The sequence below is a fragment of the Flavobacterium sp. B167r genome (genome assembly GCF_056824315.1).
Map to the genome: position 1 here is coordinate 1,608,963 of NZ_CP124859.1, position 15,812 is coordinate 1,624,774.

General features: G+C 34.5%; 18 protein-coding genes and 1 riboswitch. Of the genes, 17 read left to right on the forward strand and 1 reads right to left on the reverse strand.

Features of this window, described 5'->3' with window-relative positions; all coding sequences use genetic code 11:
- Positions 1 to 8 precede the first annotated feature (8 nt).
- The 5 genes from QLQ96_RS07285 to QLQ96_RS07305 all read left to right on the forward strand — a co-directional run bounded on the left by QLQ96_RS07285 (position 9) and on the right by QLQ96_RS07305 (position 2,949).
- The gene (locus QLQ96_RS07285; protein ID WP_482495918.1) at positions 9 to 338 is read left to right on the forward strand and encodes a hypothetical protein; all 330 of its coding nucleotides are present in this window, start codon (positions 9 to 11) and stop codon (positions 336 to 338) included.
- Between the two features lie 70 nt (positions 339 to 408).
- The gene (locus tag QLQ96_RS07290) at positions 409 to 567 is read left to right on the forward strand and encodes a hypothetical protein (RefSeq protein WP_482495920.1); all 159 of its coding nucleotides are present in this window, start codon (positions 409 to 411) and stop codon (positions 565 to 567) included.
- A 15-nt stretch (positions 568 to 582) separates the two neighbouring features.
- A complete protein-coding gene (locus QLQ96_RS07295) occupies positions 583 to 1,008 on the forward strand; it encodes an OsmC family protein (protein WP_091493828.1) in 426 nt (141 codons plus the stop codon).
- Between the two features lie 119 nt (positions 1,009 to 1,127).
- Positions 1,128 to 2,300, forward strand: coding sequence for a trans-sulfuration enzyme family protein (locus QLQ96_RS07300; protein ID WP_482495922.1), 1,173 nt, complete (start codon positions 1,128 to 1,130; stop codon positions 2,298 to 2,300).
- A gap of 238 nt (positions 2,301 to 2,538) precedes the next feature.
- Positions 2,539 to 2,949: an RrF2 family transcriptional regulator gene (locus tag QLQ96_RS07305; RefSeq protein ID WP_193846572.1), complete on the forward strand. Its 411-nt coding sequence runs from the start codon at positions 2,539 to 2,541 to the stop codon at positions 2,947 to 2,949.
- A gap of 92 nt (positions 2,950 to 3,041) precedes the next feature.
- Here QLQ96_RS07305 and QLQ96_RS07310 read toward each other — a convergent pair whose 3' ends face one another.
- Positions 3,042 to 3,824, reverse strand: a complete 783-nt coding sequence (locus QLQ96_RS07310) for a sulfite exporter TauE/SafE family protein (RefSeq protein WP_482495925.1) — start codon at positions 3,822 to 3,824, stop codon at positions 3,042 to 3,044.
- Between the two features lie 311 nt (positions 3,825 to 4,135).
- On the opposite strand from QLQ96_RS07310, the gene QLQ96_RS07315 reads away from it, so the two are divergent.
- The 12 genes from QLQ96_RS07315 to QLQ96_RS07370 all read left to right on the forward strand — a co-directional run bounded on the left by QLQ96_RS07315 (position 4,136) and on the right by QLQ96_RS07370 (position 15,680).
- Positions 4,136 to 5,038, forward strand: a complete 903-nt coding sequence (locus QLQ96_RS07315) for a sulfite exporter TauE/SafE family protein (RefSeq protein ID WP_482495927.1) — start codon at positions 4,136 to 4,138, stop codon at positions 5,036 to 5,038.
- A gap of 26 nt (positions 5,039 to 5,064) precedes the next feature.
- Complete coding sequence (locus QLQ96_RS07320) at positions 5,065 to 5,775, forward strand: phosphoadenylyl-sulfate reductase (RefSeq protein WP_482495929.1); 711 nt, start codon at positions 5,065 to 5,067, stop codon at positions 5,773 to 5,775.
- A 103-nt stretch (positions 5,776 to 5,878) separates the two neighbouring features.
- On the forward strand, positions 5,879 to 6,778 hold the full coding sequence (cysD, locus tag QLQ96_RS07325; protein ID WP_057117574.1) for a sulfate adenylyltransferase subunit CysD: 900 nt from the start codon (positions 5,879 to 5,881) through the stop codon (positions 6,776 to 6,778).
- Positions 6,779 to 6,943: 165 nt separating this feature from the next.
- On the forward strand, positions 6,944 to 8,188 hold the full coding sequence (locus QLQ96_RS07330; protein ID WP_482496924.1) for a sulfate adenylyltransferase subunit 1: 1,245 nt from the start codon (positions 6,944 to 6,946) through the stop codon (positions 8,186 to 8,188).
- Positions 8,189 to 8,300: 112 nt separating this feature from the next.
- Complete coding sequence (locus QLQ96_RS07335) at positions 8,301 to 10,391, forward strand: nitrite reductase (RefSeq protein ID WP_482495931.1); 2,091 nt, start codon at positions 8,301 to 8,303, stop codon at positions 10,389 to 10,391.
- Positions 10,384 to 11,193, forward strand: a complete 810-nt coding sequence (gene cobA, locus QLQ96_RS07340) for a uroporphyrinogen-III C-methyltransferase (RefSeq protein WP_482495933.1) — start codon at positions 10,384 to 10,386, stop codon at positions 11,191 to 11,193. The genes QLQ96_RS07335 and cobA overlap by 8 nt, the downstream gene beginning before the upstream one ends.
- 172 nt (positions 11,194 to 11,365) lie before the next feature.
- Complete coding sequence (locus tag QLQ96_RS07345) at positions 11,366 to 11,947, forward strand: precorrin-2 dehydrogenase/sirohydrochlorin ferrochelatase family protein (RefSeq protein ID WP_482496926.1); 582 nt, start codon at positions 11,366 to 11,368, stop codon at positions 11,945 to 11,947.
- A gap of 96 nt (positions 11,948 to 12,043) precedes the next feature.
- Positions 12,044 to 13,096, forward strand: coding sequence for an NAD(P)/FAD-dependent oxidoreductase (locus QLQ96_RS07350; protein ID WP_482495935.1), 1,053 nt, complete (start codon positions 12,044 to 12,046; stop codon positions 13,094 to 13,096).
- A gap of 172 nt (positions 13,097 to 13,268) precedes the next feature.
- Positions 13,269 to 13,496 carry a hypothetical protein gene (locus QLQ96_RS07355; protein ID WP_482495937.1) on the forward strand — a complete coding sequence of 76 codons (228 nt, stop codon included), beginning with the start codon at positions 13,269 to 13,271 and terminating at the stop codon, positions 13,494 to 13,496.
- Complete coding sequence (locus QLQ96_RS07360) at positions 13,487 to 13,780, forward strand: type II toxin-antitoxin system RelE/ParE family toxin (RefSeq protein WP_482495939.1); 294 nt, start codon at positions 13,487 to 13,489, stop codon at positions 13,778 to 13,780. Before QLQ96_RS07355 ends, QLQ96_RS07360 begins: the two co-directional genes overlap by 10 nt.
- 108 nt (positions 13,781 to 13,888) lie before the next feature.
- A riboswitch (SAM riboswitch) is annotated at positions 13,889 to 14,006 on the forward strand.
- A 270-nt stretch (positions 14,007 to 14,276) separates the two neighbouring features.
- Positions 14,277 to 15,281 (forward strand): homocysteine S-methyltransferase family protein, encoded by a 1,005-nt coding sequence (locus tag QLQ96_RS07365; protein ID WP_482495941.1) that lies wholly within the window; start codon positions 14,277 to 14,279, stop codon positions 15,279 to 15,281.
- Positions 15,282 to 15,419: 138 nt separating this feature from the next.
- A complete protein-coding gene (locus QLQ96_RS07370) occupies positions 15,420 to 15,680 on the forward strand; it encodes a hypothetical protein (RefSeq protein ID WP_482495943.1) in 261 nt (86 codons plus the stop codon).
- The last annotated feature ends 132 nt before the right edge of the window (positions 15,681 to 15,812 follow it).

The following is a 15,812-nucleotide window of genomic DNA, read 5'->3' on the forward strand; positions in this document are numbered from 1 at the left end:
TATAAAGTATGAAAAAGATTTTCATTTTGCTATTGTTTTCAAACATTTTGACTGCTCAAATTTCCAATGTTGTTAGAAATAAAGACAGTTACACACAGGAAGTTTTTCCTTATAAAGGTGTTAGAGCAATTCAGATAGATGAAGTAAGTTCTGTTGGAAATGAGGATAATGTATTTATTTTTCGAAAATTGAAAAAGAATGCAATTCCCGACAAAATGTATTTTCAAAGATTTACAAAAGTTAATGATAAATGGATTGTAAAATCTATTTTAGAAGTAAATCATAAATGGAATTATTTCGGCGTGGGGAAGCAGAAAAGCTTTTTGGGATTGCAATAAAGATAAAAGCGTTGATGGTCTTTTTATTTACGGACTTTATGATGCAGATTTTAAACAACAGTCGGTTCATTTGATTTTTTCGCAAAAAGACCAATTTTATACGATAGAATCTAATGTTTCAGATGATTTCAAAAAAGATAAATTTTCTGATAATTTTAAATCTTTAGATGAAGAATCTAAAAAACAGATTTTAGAATATTGGAATAAATTAGATAAAAAAGACAAATAACTAGGAATAAATACCATGAAAGTAACTTTAAACAGAGTAAACGACGCATTTCATTTTAAAGTAAAAAATGAACGCGGACACATAGTTGACGTTGACAGCAGAGCCGAATTTGGTGGAAGCGATTTAGGTGCTAGTCCAATGGAATTAGTATTAATGGGAGTTGCAGGATGCAGCGCTATCGATATGATTTCAATTTTGAAAAAACAGCGTCAGGAAATCACTTCTTTTAATGCTGAGGTTGAAGGTACGCGCGTACAAATCGAAGAAGCTAAACCTTTTAAAGAAATCGATGTGGTTTTCTATTTAGAAGGAGAAATTAATCCAGAAAAAGCAAAAAAAGCAGCGCAACTTTCTTTTGAAAAATACTGCTCAGTTGCCAAAACGGTTGAACCAACAGCAACAATTAGTTATAAAGTGGTTTTAAATAACGAAGCTTTATAATAATAAGAAAATTAGTCAATTAGGGAATTAGATAATTTCTCTAAACCGTTTGAATTTTAAATTTGGTTATAACTTGAAACGTTAAACTTGAAACTTCAAACAAAACAAAAAACAACACAATGAATACAGAAGAATTTGGCTTTGAAACACAAGCCATTAGAACACATTTAGAAAAAACACAATTTCAGGAACATTCAACACCTTTGTACTTATCTTCAAGTTTTGTATTTGAAGATGCGGAGGATATGAGAGCTTCATTTACAGAAGAAAAAGTCCGCAATATTTATTCTCGTTTCAGCAATCCAAATACAACCGAATTTGTTGACAAAGTTTGTGCAATGGAAGGTGCAGAAGCTGGTTATGCTTTTGCAACCGGAATGGCTGCAATCTATTCTACTTTTGCTGCATTACTAGAATCGGGAGATCATATTGTTTCGGCAGGAAGTGTTTTCGGATCAACTCATGCACTTTTCATGACGTATTTCCCAAAATGGAAAATTGAAACTTCTTATTTTGATATCAACAAGCCGGAAACAATTGAAAGTTTTATTCAACCAAATACTAAAATTCTTTATGCTGAAACGCCAACAAATCCTGGTGTAGATGTAATTGATTTAGAATTGTTGGGGCAAATTGCAAAAAAACACAATCTGATTTTAATAATCGATAACTGTTTTGCGACTCCATATATTCAGCAACCAATTAAATACGGAGCTCATATCGTGGTTCATTCAGCAACAAAATTAATGGACGGACAAGGTCGTGTTTTAGGCGGAGTTGCAGTTGGAGAAGCAGAATTAATTCGTAAAATATATTTATTTTCAAGAAATACGGGGCCTGCAATGTCACCATTTAATGCCTGGGTTTTGTCAAAAAGTTTAGAGACTTTGGCTGTTCGTGTAGATAAACATTGTGAGAATGCTTTAAAAGTGGCAGAATTTTTAGAAAGCCATCCGAATGTAAACAGTGTAAAATATCCGTTCTTGAAATCTCATCCAAAATATGAAATTGCTAAAAAACAAATGCGTTTAGGCGGTAACATTATTGCGATCGAAATCAAAGGCGGTCTTGAAGCAGGAAGGAAATTTTTGGATAAAATTAAACTTTGTTCTCTTTCGGCAAATATTGGCGATGTAAAAACGATTGTTACGCATCCAGCTTCTACAACGCACAGCAAATTATCTGAAGAAGATCAATTGGCAGTTGGAATCACGCAAGGTTTGGTTCGTGTTTCTGTTGGTTTAGAAACGGTAGAAGATGTAATCGCTGATTTAAAACAAGCACTTTCTTAAATAAATTGTAGATTTAAGATTAAAAAAATCTTATTTATAGACGATTTTTGACAGTTTTGGCTGTTTGAAATCGTCTTTTTTATTTGGCAGAAACACTTCATTTTTTAAATAAGATAGATTAAGTAGAATATTAACAATATTCTAATTTAAAAAGCATATTTTTGTTTCCTAATAAAATTAGATTATTGATTTACAATTAAATCTAAAATCAGCAATCTAAAATCTAAAATTATAATTAGTGCTTTCAAAGAAAACAAAATACGGAATTAAAGCTTTAACCTATTTAGCCAGAAGAGAAAATAACGATCCTGTACAAATAGCAGAAATTGCAAAAAGTGAACATATTTCGATAAAATTTTTAGAAAGTATTTTATTGCTTTTAAGAAATTCTGGTTTTCTTGGAGCAAAGAAAGGAAAAGGTGGCGGTTACTATCTGATAAAAGATCCGAAAGACATTAGTATGGCGAAAGTCTATCGAATTCTGGAAGGGCCAATCGCATTATTGCCTTGTGCAAGTCATAATTTCTACGAAAGATGTGATGATTGCGATGATGAAACTACCTGTGCTGCAAGACGTTTAATGACCGAAGTGAGAGATAATACACTTAAAATATTAGAAAGTAATTCTTTAGCAGATATAGCTTTTTAATTTTTAAACCATATAAGTAATATAAGGACATTTAATCAAGCTATACACAAAGCCTAAACTGAACTTATATTACTTATATGGTGAAAAAAGTTTTAAAATATCAATTTATAACCTGCTAAGAAAAGCATTACTGCAATTGCATTTCTAAGAAATTGATCTGGTACTTTACCGCTTAGCATACTTCCCATGTAGATTCCCGGAAGTGATCCCATTAATAACTGACCAAGTAATCCAATATCTAAATTCCCCATAGAAGCATGGCCAATTCCTGCAACAAGAGTTAATGGAACAGCGTGTGCAATTTCAGTTCCAACCAAACGAGGAGTCGGTAAAAGTGGATAAAGAAAAAATAAAGTTACAGTTCCCAATGCTCCGGCACCAATAGAAGTCAACGTTACCGTTGCTCCTAATAGAACGCCAATTGCAATAGTTAGCATATTTTGAGTTGTGCTTTCATTGTGAAATTTATCACCAGCATGTTTTTGAGAAAAATTTAAAAGTTTCTTTTTAAATATAATCGCTATTGAAGTAAACAATAAAGCCCAGCCTAAACTGAGTTTAATGACTTTATTGATAGTTTCGATATCTGTTTTGATGCTATTTAAAATCCATAGTGTTAGTAATGCTGCAGGAACACTTCCTAAAGTTAACCAGCCGGTAATTTTCCAGTTGATATTTCCTTTTTTGTTGTGTACAAATACTCCTCCGGCTTTGGTGAATGCTGCGTAAAGTAAATCGGTTCCTACTGCTTTTGTTGGGGGAATTCCGAAATATAATAAAATTGGAGTCATAAGAGAACCTCCTCCAACACCTGTTAACCCAACAATAAATCCAACTACTAAACCTGCTATTACAAGACCAATCTGAAAATCCATGAAAAAATATTTGCCGCTAAAATAATAACAATTTTATAATTATCCTATGGATTTGGTAGAGATTAAATGCGTATTTTTGTGAATCACAAAATTTGAGACTGTTGTTAAAATAATAGTAAGCAACATTTAATTTGTTAAAATAATCACTAATTCTTTTTTAAATGTCTTTTATCTTGGTTTATAAGATGATAGCTGATGCAAAAAAGTAAATATATTGTTTTGATATTTCGAAATATATAGTACTTTTGCAAAGTAATCTACTAAGCCGATAGGGTAATGGATTTTTGAGAATAAAAAACAATTCTTAAAATATGGAAAATGAGCTTAAATTAAACAATGCGATAGTAAAGTCTGATTCTTTATTAAAAGAAAGATTGTGGGTCGCAATACCAGTTGTTTTGTTGTTAGGTTTGGCAGTTACATTAATTTATAATCATCACGCCGAATTTACATGGGATGGTTTTGTTCAGGGATTTGATGAAAACCTTTTGGTGTTTTTCTTAATTGGTGTTTTTGCACAATTAGTAGACGGCGCTTTAGGAATGGGATATGGAGCAACTTCTACGTCATTTTTATTAGCTTATGGAGTTTCGCCAGTTTTGAGTAGTACGGCAGTTCACGTTTCAGAGATGTTTACAACTGGGGCATCGGCGCTTTCGCACCACCGCTTTGGTAACATTAATAAAAAATTGGTAAAGCATCTATTGATTCCTGGAGTTTTAGGGTCAATTACAGGAGCTTATTTATTATCTGATGTGATTGATGGAGACATTATTAAACCATTTATTGCGGTTTACATGATTATTCTTGCGGCTGTAATCATCAGAAAGGCTCTTAGAAAAAGTGTTGTAAAAAAGAAAACTAAAAAACTAGGCGTTTTAGCAGTGTTTGGAGGTTTTATGGATTCTGTTGGAGGAGGAGGCTGGGGCCCGATCGTAACTTCAACATTATTAGGAAGAGGAAGAAATCCGAAATATACAATAGGATCTGTGAATGCGGCTGAGTTTGCGATTTCGTTTGCAAGCGGAATTACGTTCATGCTTTTTGGCGGAATTCATGGTTGGCAGATCATTATCGGATTGATCTTAGGAGGAGTTATTTCAGCGCCAATTGCGGCTTATTTGGTAAATAAAATCAAAAGAAAACCAATGATGGTTGCGGTTGGAGTTCTAATTATATTATTGAGTTTAAAAACATTATCTAAATTATTGTAAAAGATAATTTTAGAAAGGAAAAGATTATGAGTGCGAGCATTGTACAAGAATTATTAGAAAAAACAAAGGATCTTTCGCTTGACGAAACCTTAGTTTTTTTAGCAAAAGAATTTCCGGGAAAAGTAATTTTTTCTACGTCTTTCGGGCAGGAGGATCAGGTAATTACTGATTTTATTGCAAAAAGTAACACCGATATTACCGTTTTTACTTTAGATACCGGAAGATTATTTCAGGAAACTTACGATGTTTTTCATAAAACATTAAAAAAATACAAAAGACCAATCGAAGTCTTTTTTCCAGAAGCAACTGCGGTTGAAAATTTATTAAAAGAAAAAGGTCCGAATAGTTTTTATGATTCGGTTGAAAATAGAAAAGAATGTTGTTTCATTCGAAAAGTGGTTCCGTTAAGAAAAGCTTTGGCAGGAAATTCAGTTTGGATTACGGGTTTAAGAGCAGAACAATCAGAAAACAGACAAGATTTACATTTGTTTGAATACGATGGAGGTTTCGAAATCATCAAATTCAATCCGTTACTAAAATGGACTTTAGAAGAAGTTGAAACCTATCTTTCTGAAAACAATGTTCCTCAAAATGCTTTACACAAACAAGGTTTCGTAAGTATTGGATGTGCGCCTTGTACGAGAGCAATTTTTCCAGGTGAAGATATCAGAGCCGGAAGATGGTGGTGGGAATCTAGTCATAAAGAATGTGGTTTGCATAGCGCGAAAAAAGAATAAAGAGAATAGAATAAAGAGTGGAGATTTTAGATAAAGGGGAAAAACTTGAAACTTTAAACCTGAAACAAAATTTTTACAAACAAAAATATCAAACAAAAACACAATGAGTTCAGTATTAAAAACAAACGCTTTAGAGAGTGAAGCGATATACATTTTCAGAGAAGTAATTTCACAGTTTGACAAACCGGTTTTACTTTTCTCAGGAGGAAAAGATTCTATTACATTGGTGCGTTTAGCGCAAAAAGCATTTTTCCCTGCTAAAATTCCGTTTCCTCTTTTGCACGTAGATACGGGACACAATTTCCCTGAAACAATTGCTTTCAGAGATAAATTGGTAGAAGAACTAGGTTTAGAATTGATCGTTCGTAATGTACAGGATGCTATTGATGAAGGAAAAGTAGTTGAAGAAACTGGAAAATATTCAAGCCGTAACAGCTTGCAGACTACAACACTTTTGGATGCAATTGAAGAATTCAAATTTGATGCTTGTATTGGTGGTGCGCGTCGTGATGAAGAAAAAGCAAGAGCGAAAGAACGTATTTTCTCTGTTCGTGATGATTTCGGACAATGGGACGAAAAAAATCAGAGACCTGAATTGTTTGATATCTTAAATGGAAAAATTGAAAATGGTCAAAACGTTCGTGTTTTCCCAATTTCAAACTGGACAGAATTAGATGTTTGGAGTTATATCGAAAAAGAACAAATCGAGATTCCATCAATCTATTTCTCACATAAAAGAAAAGTTTTTTTGAGAGACGGTTTAATCTGGTCGCATTCTCCTTTTGTGTACCAAGAAGAAGACGAACAAATCGAAGAAAGAATTGTTCGCTTCAGAACCGTTGGAGATATGAGTTGTACAGCCGCTGTTGAGTCTTATGCAGCAACAATCGAAGAAGTAGTTGGAGAAATTAGATCATCAACTATTTCTGAAAGAGGTGCCAGAATCGATGACAAACGTTCCGAAGCTGCAATGGAGAAAAGAAAACAACAAGGATACTTTTAATAATTATGAGTTATGAATTGTGAATTATGAATGCAATTCGGAACCTTTAAAAGTAAAAATCAAGAAAACAAAAACATACAGATTTAAATTTTAGTGAAAGCATTTCAGCAACTTGAAACCTGAAACTTGAAACAAAAAATTAAACCTGAAACAAAATATTACAGAATGGACGTTTTAAAAATAGCAACAGCAGGAAGTGTAGATGACGGAAAAAGTACTTTGATCGGGAGATTATTGTACGATACAAAATCATTGACTACAGATAAAATTGAAGCAATCGAAAAAAGCAGTAAACAAAAAGGATATGATTATTTGGATTTCTCTTTGGCAACTGACGGATTAGTAGCAGAAAGAGAGCAAGGAATCACGATTGACGTTGCACATATTTATTTTTCGACAGCAAAGAAAAGTTACATTATTGCCGATACTCCAGGGCACGTAGAATATACGAGAAACATGGTTACGGGAGCTTCGACTTCTCAGGTTTCTATCATTTTGATTGATGCTAGAAAAGGAGTTATTGAGCAAACGTATCGTCACTTTTTCATCAATAATTTATTGAGAGTAAAAGAAGTAATCGTTGCCATCAATAAAATGGATTTAGTTGATTATTCAGAAGAAGTTTTCAATAAAATTAAAGCCGATTTTCAGGCATTAAATGCAAAAAGTACTTTCAAAGAACAAAACGTAAGTTACATTCCGTTAAGTGCAATCAACGGTGGAAACGTAGTTGATAAGTCTGAAAACATGACTTGGTACGACGGACAAACAGTTTTGGAACATTTAGAAGGATTACATTCTCATGATGTTTACGAAGCAGGAAAAGCACGTTTCCCAGTTCAGACCGTTATTCGTCCAAAAACAGAAGAATACCACGATTTCAGAGGTTACGCTGGAAAATTATACGGAAACTCAATTAAAGTTGGAGATGCTGTAACGGTTCTTCCTTCTTTAACAGAATCAAAAGTTACTAAAATCCATTTCTTCGATAAAACATTTGATGAAGCTTCAGCAGGTTCTTCAGTGACAATCGAATTAGAAAACGATATCAATGTTACGAGAGGTGATATGATTGTAAAATCAGACGAACTTCCAAGAATTGAAAAAGACATTACAACGACAGTTTGCTGGATGGACAGCAAGAAATTGGTTCCAGGAACTAAATATTTAGTACAGCACAATACGAACAGAGTTTTAGCAAAAGTAGAAAGCATTAAAAACACTATTGCAACTGATTATTCAGGAACAACTCCAGCTTCGCAATTAGCGATTAATGAAATTGGAGAAGTAAGTATCAAATTAAGCAAGCCTTTATATTTCGACGCTTACAACGAAAACAAATCAAATGGAGCTTTTATCCTAATTGATACAGCAACGAACACAACAGCAGGAGTAGGGTTTATTAGGTAAAAACCTGCCGTAAGCTTTAAGCAATAGGCTTTAAGCTTTTTGCAAAATGTATAACAAGCTACGCGAGAAAGCCTAAAGCCTATTGCTTATAGCCTAAAGCATTAAAAAACAAATGGAAAGTTTTAGAACAGAAATAGAAAATCCGATAGTTCAAAAAGAGATTATCGAATTAGAAAAAAAGATTCACTTATTCCGTGGAGGAAAAATTGATGATGAGCGTTTTCGTAGCCTTCGTTTAGCGCGTGGTATCTACGGTCAGCGTCAGGAAGGCGTTCAGATGATTCGTATCAAATTGCCTTATGGTAAAGTTACCAGCGAGCAATTGAGAAGAATTACTGAAGTTTCGGATAAATATTCTACAGGACGTTTGCACATTACAACACGTCAGGATATTCAAATTCACTATGTGAGTTTAGATAGAACGCCTGAACTTTGGTCAGAATTGGCAAAAGACGATATTACTTTGCGTGAGGCTTGTGGAAATACTGTTAGAAATATTACAGGAAGCGAATTAGCTGGTGTAGATGTAAACGAACCATTCGACGTTTCGCCTTACGCACACGGACTTTTTCAATACTTATTGAGAAATCCAATCTGTCAGGAAATGGGACGTAAATTCAAAATTTCGTTCTCTTCTTCAGACGAAGATACTGCTTTAAGTTATTTACACGATTTAGGATTTATTCCGAAAATAAAAGACGGACAAAAAGGATTTAAAATTATGTTCGGCGGAGGTTTAGGATCTCAGCCAGCGCATGCCGAATTGCTTTCTGAGTTTGTTCCGGTTAACGAAATCATTCCGACAGCAGAAGGAATTATCAGAATTTTTGACCGTTACGGTGAACGTGCAAAAAGAATGAAAGCGCGTATGAAATTCTTAATCAAAGAAATGGGGAAAGATGTTTTCCTTGATTTAGTTGAAAAAGAGAAAAAAGCAATTGCTTTTGAAACATACGAAATCGACACAACAGCTTTTGATGGTCCAATTCCAGAACCAGTTTTAGAAGTGCCACAAGTTACAATTGAAGATACAAAAGCTTTTGAAGCTTGGAAAAAATCGAATGTAATTGCACAAAAACAAGCAGGATATTATGCTATCGGAATCAAAGTTTTATTAGGAGATTTTTATACTGATAAAGCGAGATTATTAGCCGATTTAATTAAAAATTACGCAACAAATGAATTACGTTTTTCATTGCGTCAAAATATTGTAATACGTCACATAAAAGAGGAAAATCTTCCTTTCTTTTATCAAGAATTAGCCAAATTGGACTTTGTTCATTTAGGATATAATTCTACCGTAGATATTACGGCATGTCCAGGAACCGATACTTGTAATTTGGGGATTGCAAGCAGTACTGGTATTGCCGAAGAACTAGAAAGAGTTATAAGCGCAGAATATCCTCAGTATTTAAACAACCGCGAGATTGAAATTAAAATTTCGGGCTGTATGAATGCTTGCGGACAACATAATATGTCTGCGATTGGTTTCCAAGGAATGTCTATTAACTCAGGAAAATTAGTAGCTCCGGCTTTACAAGTTTTATTGGGTGGAGGAAGATTAGGAAACGGAGAAGGACGTTTTGCTGATAAAGTAATCAAAATTCCAAGCCGTAGAGGACCAGAAGCTTTGCGCACAATCTTAAATGATTTTGACGCTAATGCGAATGGAGAAAAATTCCTAAACTATTATGATGCAAAAGGAGAGAAATATTTCTACGAAATCTTAAAACCATTATCTGATGTAACGAATCTAACAGAAGCTGATTTTGTGGATTGGGGTAACGCAGATAACTACGTAAAAGCAGTTGGAGTTGGAGAATGTGCTGGTGTTGTGATTGATTTGGTTGCTACTTTATTATTAGAAGCAAAAGACAAATTGACTTTCGCACAAGAATCTTTTGACGAAGGAAAAGTAGCAGATGCTATTTATCACGCTTACGCTGGATTTGTAAACGGAGCAAAAGCATTGTTATTGGCAGAAAACCAAAAAACAAACCACCACGCAGGAATCGTTGATTTGTTTGACACTGTTTTTATCGATACCAATAAAATTGATTTGAATTCAACTTTTAAAGACTTGGTTTATCAAATCAATAAAAATGAACCATCTGAAGCTTTCGCTAAAGATTACATCGCGCAAGCCATTGTTTTCTTTGATAAAATCGAAACATTCAGAGCACAAGAATTAGCAAATGCTTAATATAAAACCAAAAATAACTTTAGTCGGTGCAGGTCCGGGCGATCCCGAATTATTGACGCTAAAAGCTGTAAAAGCACTGGCTGAAGCTAATGTGGTTTTATACGACGCCTTGGCCAACGAAGAAATTCTGGATTACACGCCAAAAAATGCCATCAAGATTTTTGTTGGAAAAAGAGTTGGTAATCACGCTTATACGCAGGATCAAATTAATCAATTGATTGTTGATAATGCATTAACGTACGGAAATGTAGTGCGTTTAAAAGGCGGAGATCCTTTTATTTTTGGAAGAGGAAGTGAAGAAATAGAATTTGCTGAAAGTTTCGGAATTGAAACGATTGTTGTTCCAGGAATTTCATCTGTAGTGGCAGTTCCAGCAAGTCAGGGAATTTCGATTACAAAAAGAGGAGTTTCAGAAAGCTTTTGGGCGATTACCGGCACAACATCAGATAGAAAATTATCTTCAGATGTAGCTTTGGCAGCGCAATCTTCTGCAACAGTTGTAATCCTGATGGGAATGCACAAACTGCCTCAGATTATCGATTTGTTTCAAAAAGAAAACAAAGGAAATCTGCCAGTTGCCATCATCCAAAACGGAACAACAGCTGAAGAAAAAGTTGGCGTAGGAACAGTCGATTCGATTTTAGAAATTGTAAAAGAAAAAGAATTAGGTTCTCCAGCCATTATCGTTTTAGGTGAAGTGGTTCGCGAAAGCCATGAATTAAAGGGATTTTACGAAGAATTTTGTCAAAAAAAGGAGTTGGATAAAATGTTTCGTCAAAACCAATTCGTTGCTAAAAAATAAACGGTTTGATGATAAAGTTCCGAAGGAACGATTCATATTGTAGCGTCGGGTTTCAACCCGATGTACGCAAAGAATTCGCAAGATAAAATTCATCATATATGAAAAACATAGCCCAAGGTTTCAACCTTGGGAAACGTGAGATTCATTAAATTTGATGAAACAAAAGATTAAAATGGAACAAAACGAATTATATCCAATATTTCTGAAGCTTCACAATTTAAATGTATTGATTGTAGGCGGAGGAAATGTAGGTCTGGAAAAGCTTTCTTTCTTGTTGAAATCAAGTCCGAATGCAAATGTTGAGGTAGTAGCAAAAGAATTTCATTTAGAAATAAAAATTCTGGCAGAGAAACATCCTTCGATCAAATTGACAAAATCGAAGTTCAAGAAGAAAATGCTTAAAAAGCGCCACATGGTAATTGCTTGTACAGACAATCTTGAAGTCAATAAAAGAGTGTACGATTTGGCCAGAAAACGCTATTTGATTTGCAATATCGCCGATACGCCAGATTTATGCGATTATTATTTGGGCGGAATCGTAACGAAGGGAAATGTAAAAATTGCCATTTCAACCAACGGAAAATCGCCAACAACAGCCAAAAGGCTTCGGGAGTTTTTTGAAGAAGTAATTCCAGAAGATATCAATCAAATGGTTGAGAATTTGAATGAATACCGAAAGACGCTAAAAGGCAATTTTGAAGAAAAGGTTAAAAGAATGAATGAGATCACTTCTTCATTAAAAAATAAAGAGTAAAAAGTTTCGGGAAGAAATAAATGATAAAAATCATTGAAAGTACAAGGATTTATTCGTTTCTTTGCGTTATTAAGAATGATTATAAACAACAACATAATGATTAAAACAGATATACTTATAATTGGAGCAGGACCAACAGGTTTATTTGCCGTATTCGAGGCAGGATTATTGAAATTAAAATGTCATATCTTAGATGCTTTACCGCAAGCAGGAGGACAGCTTTCAGAATTATATCCTAAGAAGCCAATTTATGATATTCCTGGATTCCCAGAAGTTTTAGCTGGAGATCTAATCGACGGTTTGCAAGAGCAAATTAAGCAGTTTGAGCCAGGTTTTACTTTAGGAGAGCGTGCAGAAACAATCGAAAAACAAGAAGACGGAACTTTCATTGTAACGTCTAATAAAGGAACTAAATTCCACGCGCCAGTTATCGCAATCGCTGGAGGTTTAGGAAGTTTCGAGCCTCGTAAACCACTTATCGAAGATATCGAGTTTTATGAAGATAAAGGAGTAAAATACTTTATCAAAAATCCGGAGAAATTCAGAGATAAAAGAGTTGTTATTGCAGGAGGAGGAGATTCAGCATTAGACTGGTCAATTTTCTTGGCAAACGTAGCTTCAGAAGTAACTTTAATTCACCGTAGAAACGAATTTAGAGGAGCTTTAGATTCTGTAGAAAAAGTACAGGAATTAAAAACAGCTGGAAAAATCAAATTAGTAACTCCAGCAGAAGTTATCGGAATCAACGGTGCTGAGCATGTTGAGTCTTTAGATATCGAAGAAAACGGAGCGCACCGTAAAATCGAGTGTGACTATTTCATCCCTCTTTTCGGATTAACACCAAAATTAGGACCAATCGCAGACTGGGGATTAGAAATCGAGAAAAATGCCATTAAAGTAAACAATGCATTAGATTACCAGACAAACATTCCTGGAATCTTCGCTATTGGAGACGTAAATACATACCCTGGAAAATTAAAATTAATTCTTTGTGGTTTCCACGAAGCAACTTTAATGTGTCAGGCTGCTTACCAAATCATCAACCCAGGTAAAAAATACGTATTGAAATATACAACAGTATCTGGAGTAGACGGTTTCGACGGAACTCGTAAAGAAGCGCCAAAAGCGGTTGTGAAAGCGATAGTTTAATCGAAGGTTCTGAGGTTCTAAGGGACTAAGGCGCTAAGGTTTTTAAATATTGTAAAGCCCAAACTTTTAAAGTTTGGGCTTTTTTTAGTTTAGTCCCTTAGTCCCGAAGCTTCGGGATAGCATCTCAGAACCTAAAAAAAACGTATCTTTGTATTTGTAAATTTTGATTATCATGAATTTAGAAGCTAGAAAATATCAGTTCATTCAAGAGTTAGTTAAGGTAGAAGATGAGCGCATTTTAGAAAAACTCGAATTGGTTTTAAAAGCAAATCAAAACGATTGGTATGATGATTTGTCAAAATCTGAAAAAGAAGAAATCCAAATTGGATTAAATCAGGCTGAAAAAGGCGAATTTGTAAACCACGAAGATGTTATGAAAAGATTTTCGAAATGGCATTAAAATTTGTTTGGACAGCACAAGCTGTAAAAGGTTTTAATAAAGTTGTAGATTATCTTGAAGAAAAATGGACAAAGAAAGAGATCTTAAACTTGGAGAATAAAATTCAACAGGTAATAAATCAAATCAGCCTTAATCCAGAACAATTTCCAAAGTCCAATAAAAGCGAATCTCTGCACAAAGCAATTGTAGATAAAAATAATTACTTAGTTTATAGACTAAGAAAGGAATTTGACACCATTGAAATTATCAATTTTAGAGGTACGAAACAAAAACCGAAACACTAAGAATTTCAAACTTAGAACCTCAGAACCTTAGTCTCTTAGAAACTTTAAAAAACACTTGCAATTGTTCAGCTTATGTCTTTACTTTGCACTGTTCTTAAAATTTATTGTTCGTTATCACGAAAGGCGGAGGGATAGACCCGATGAAACCTTAGCAACCCTTTACTATAAAGAAGGTGCTAAATTCTACTTTTTACTGTAAAAACGCAGTATTTAAGATAGATAACACAAATACATTCTCGTATTTCTCAAAACTTTTCAAAACAACTTACAAATAATTTACTGAAAGCAATTTCGGTAAGGAGCGAATCATTGGCGCATTTTTGCAGTCAATAGTTCCCGCTTTCGCCTACATCTCTTCTCCCGATAGTTATCGGGATGCGAGGATACCGGCTCAATCGGGGCTAATGAGCCAGCAATAGTGCACTTTTGGAATTAATAGGAATAAAAACTTAGCATCTTAGAACCTTAGTGTCTTAGAATCTAAAAGAAAAAATATATGTCAATTACAATTCAAGAAGCAATAAAAAAAAATATCCTTGTTCTAGACGGAGCAATGGGAACAATGTTACAGCGTTACAATTTTTCAGAAGAAGATTTTCGTAGTGAGCGTTTCAAAGATTTTCCGCATCCGTTAAAAGGGAACAACGATTTATTATCTCTGACACAGCCACATGCCATTCGTGCAGTGCACGCTGCCTATTTTGATGCGGGTGCAGATATCGTAGAAACCAATACATTCTCTGGAACTACAATCGGTATGGCCGATTATTTCATGGAAGATTTGGTTTACGAATTGAACTACGAATCGGCTAAACTGGCAAGAGAAGTTGCGGATGAATTCACAGCTAAAAATCCAAATAAACCACGTTTTGTAGCCGGTTCAATAGGACCTACAAACCGTACGGCAAGCATGTCGCCAGACGTAAACGATCCGGGCTACAGAGCCGTAACTTTCGACGATTTACGAATTGCTTACAAACAACAAGTCGAAGCTTTAATGGACGGCGGTTGCGATTTACTTTTAGTAGAAACGATTTTCGATACTTTAAATGCAAAAGCAGCACTTTTCGCAATTGAAGAAGTAAAAGACGAACGTAATTTGGATATTCCAATTATGGTTTCAGGAACGATTACCGATGCTTCAGGAAGAACACTTTCTGGACAAACTGTTGAAGCGTTTTTGATTTCAGTTTCACATATTCCGTTATTGAGTGTTGGTTTCAATTGTGCTTTAGGAGCCGATTTGTTGAAGCCGTATTTAAAAACATTATCACAACATACACAGTTTAACATTTCGGCGCATCCAAATGCTGGACTGCCAAATGCTTTCGGACAATACGATGAAACGCCAGAGCAAACTCAGGCGTTAATCAAAGAATATTTAGAAGATAATTTAATCAACATAATTGGAGGTTGTTGTGGTACAACTCCAGATCATATTAGATTGATTGCTGAAATTGCGAAGGATTATAAGCCACGTGTTGCGCCGGTTTTAGTGTAACGTTTCCTACAAGGTTTTCCAAACCTTGTAGGTATAATTATGGCATACGATAATGCAAACCTACAAGGTTTTAAAAACCTTGCAGGTTGAAATAAGAAAAATTCCATAGGAAGAATTCAGAGATATATAATATTAAAAATGGATACAAAACACCTTGTCTATTCAGAAGATGGAGAAGTTTTTAAAGCTTTTTTAGATTCAAATTTGTATGATACCGCAAGTCCTTATTTGTATTGCGTTTCTGAATTAAAAAGTATAAAAAGTAAGATTGATAATAATGAAAAATTCAAAATAGAAAGTAATGGTGAAATGTACCTTATTACAACAAATGGAGAATTTAAGATATGGATTGAAAAGGTATTTCATGGAGGTTTCGAAGAACATGTTTTTGATGATTAAAAAAAGTGTTATGGCAAGAGCGTGATCTCTGCTGGCGCGAGCTTCAAGTTCGTGCCCGAAAAGGATTAAAAAATAAGTTGGAGCGTGAACGAGCGTGACGCTCGCGCAAGCAGAAGGAATTCGTTAAAAATA

Coding starts and splice junctions, on each gene's coding strand:
- QLQ96_RS07285 (WP_482495918.1), top strand. CDS start 9: ATGAAAAAGATTTTCATTTTGCTATTGTTTTCAAACATTTTGACTGCT.
- QLQ96_RS07295 (WP_091493828.1), top strand. CDS start 583: ATGAAAGTAACTTTAAACAGAGTAAACGACGCATTTCATTTTAAAGTA.
- QLQ96_RS07300 (WP_482495922.1), top strand. CDS start 1,128: ATGAATACAGAAGAATTTGGCTTTGAAACACAAGCCATTAGAACACAT.
- QLQ96_RS07310 (WP_482495925.1), bottom strand. CDS start 3,824: ATGGATTTTCAGATTGGTCTTGTAATAGCAGGTTTAGTAGTTGGATTT.
- QLQ96_RS07315 (WP_482495927.1), top strand. CDS start 4,136: ATGGAAAATGAGCTTAAATTAAACAATGCGATAGTAAAGTCTGATTCT.
- QLQ96_RS07320 (WP_482495929.1), top strand. CDS start 5,065: ATGAGTGCGAGCATTGTACAAGAATTATTAGAAAAAACAAAGGATCTT.
- cysD (WP_057117574.1), top strand. CDS start 5,879: ATGAGTTCAGTATTAAAAACAAACGCTTTAGAGAGTGAAGCGATATAC.
- QLQ96_RS07330 (WP_482496924.1), top strand. CDS start 6,944: ATGGACGTTTTAAAAATAGCAACAGCAGGAAGTGTAGATGACGGAAAA.
- QLQ96_RS07335 (WP_482495931.1), top strand. CDS start 8,301: ATGGAAAGTTTTAGAACAGAAATAGAAAATCCGATAGTTCAAAAAGAG.
- cobA (WP_482495933.1), top strand. CDS start 10,384: ATGCTTAATATAAAACCAAAAATAACTTTAGTCGGTGCAGGTCCGGGC.
- QLQ96_RS07345 (WP_482496926.1), top strand. CDS start 11,366: ATGGAACAAAACGAATTATATCCAATATTTCTGAAGCTTCACAATTTA.
- QLQ96_RS07350 (WP_482495935.1), top strand. CDS start 12,044: ATGATTAAAACAGATATACTTATAATTGGAGCAGGACCAACAGGTTTA.
- QLQ96_RS07355 (WP_482495937.1), top strand. CDS start 13,269: ATGAATTTAGAAGCTAGAAAATATCAGTTCATTCAAGAGTTAGTTAAG.
- QLQ96_RS07360 (WP_482495939.1), top strand. CDS start 13,487: ATGGCATTAAAATTTGTTTGGACAGCACAAGCTGTAAAAGGTTTTAAT.
- QLQ96_RS07365 (WP_482495941.1), top strand. CDS start 14,277: ATGTCAATTACAATTCAAGAAGCAATAAAAAAAAATATCCTTGTTCTA.
- QLQ96_RS07370 (WP_482495943.1), top strand. CDS start 15,420: ATGGATACAAAACACCTTGTCTATTCAGAAGATGGAGAAGTTTTTAAA.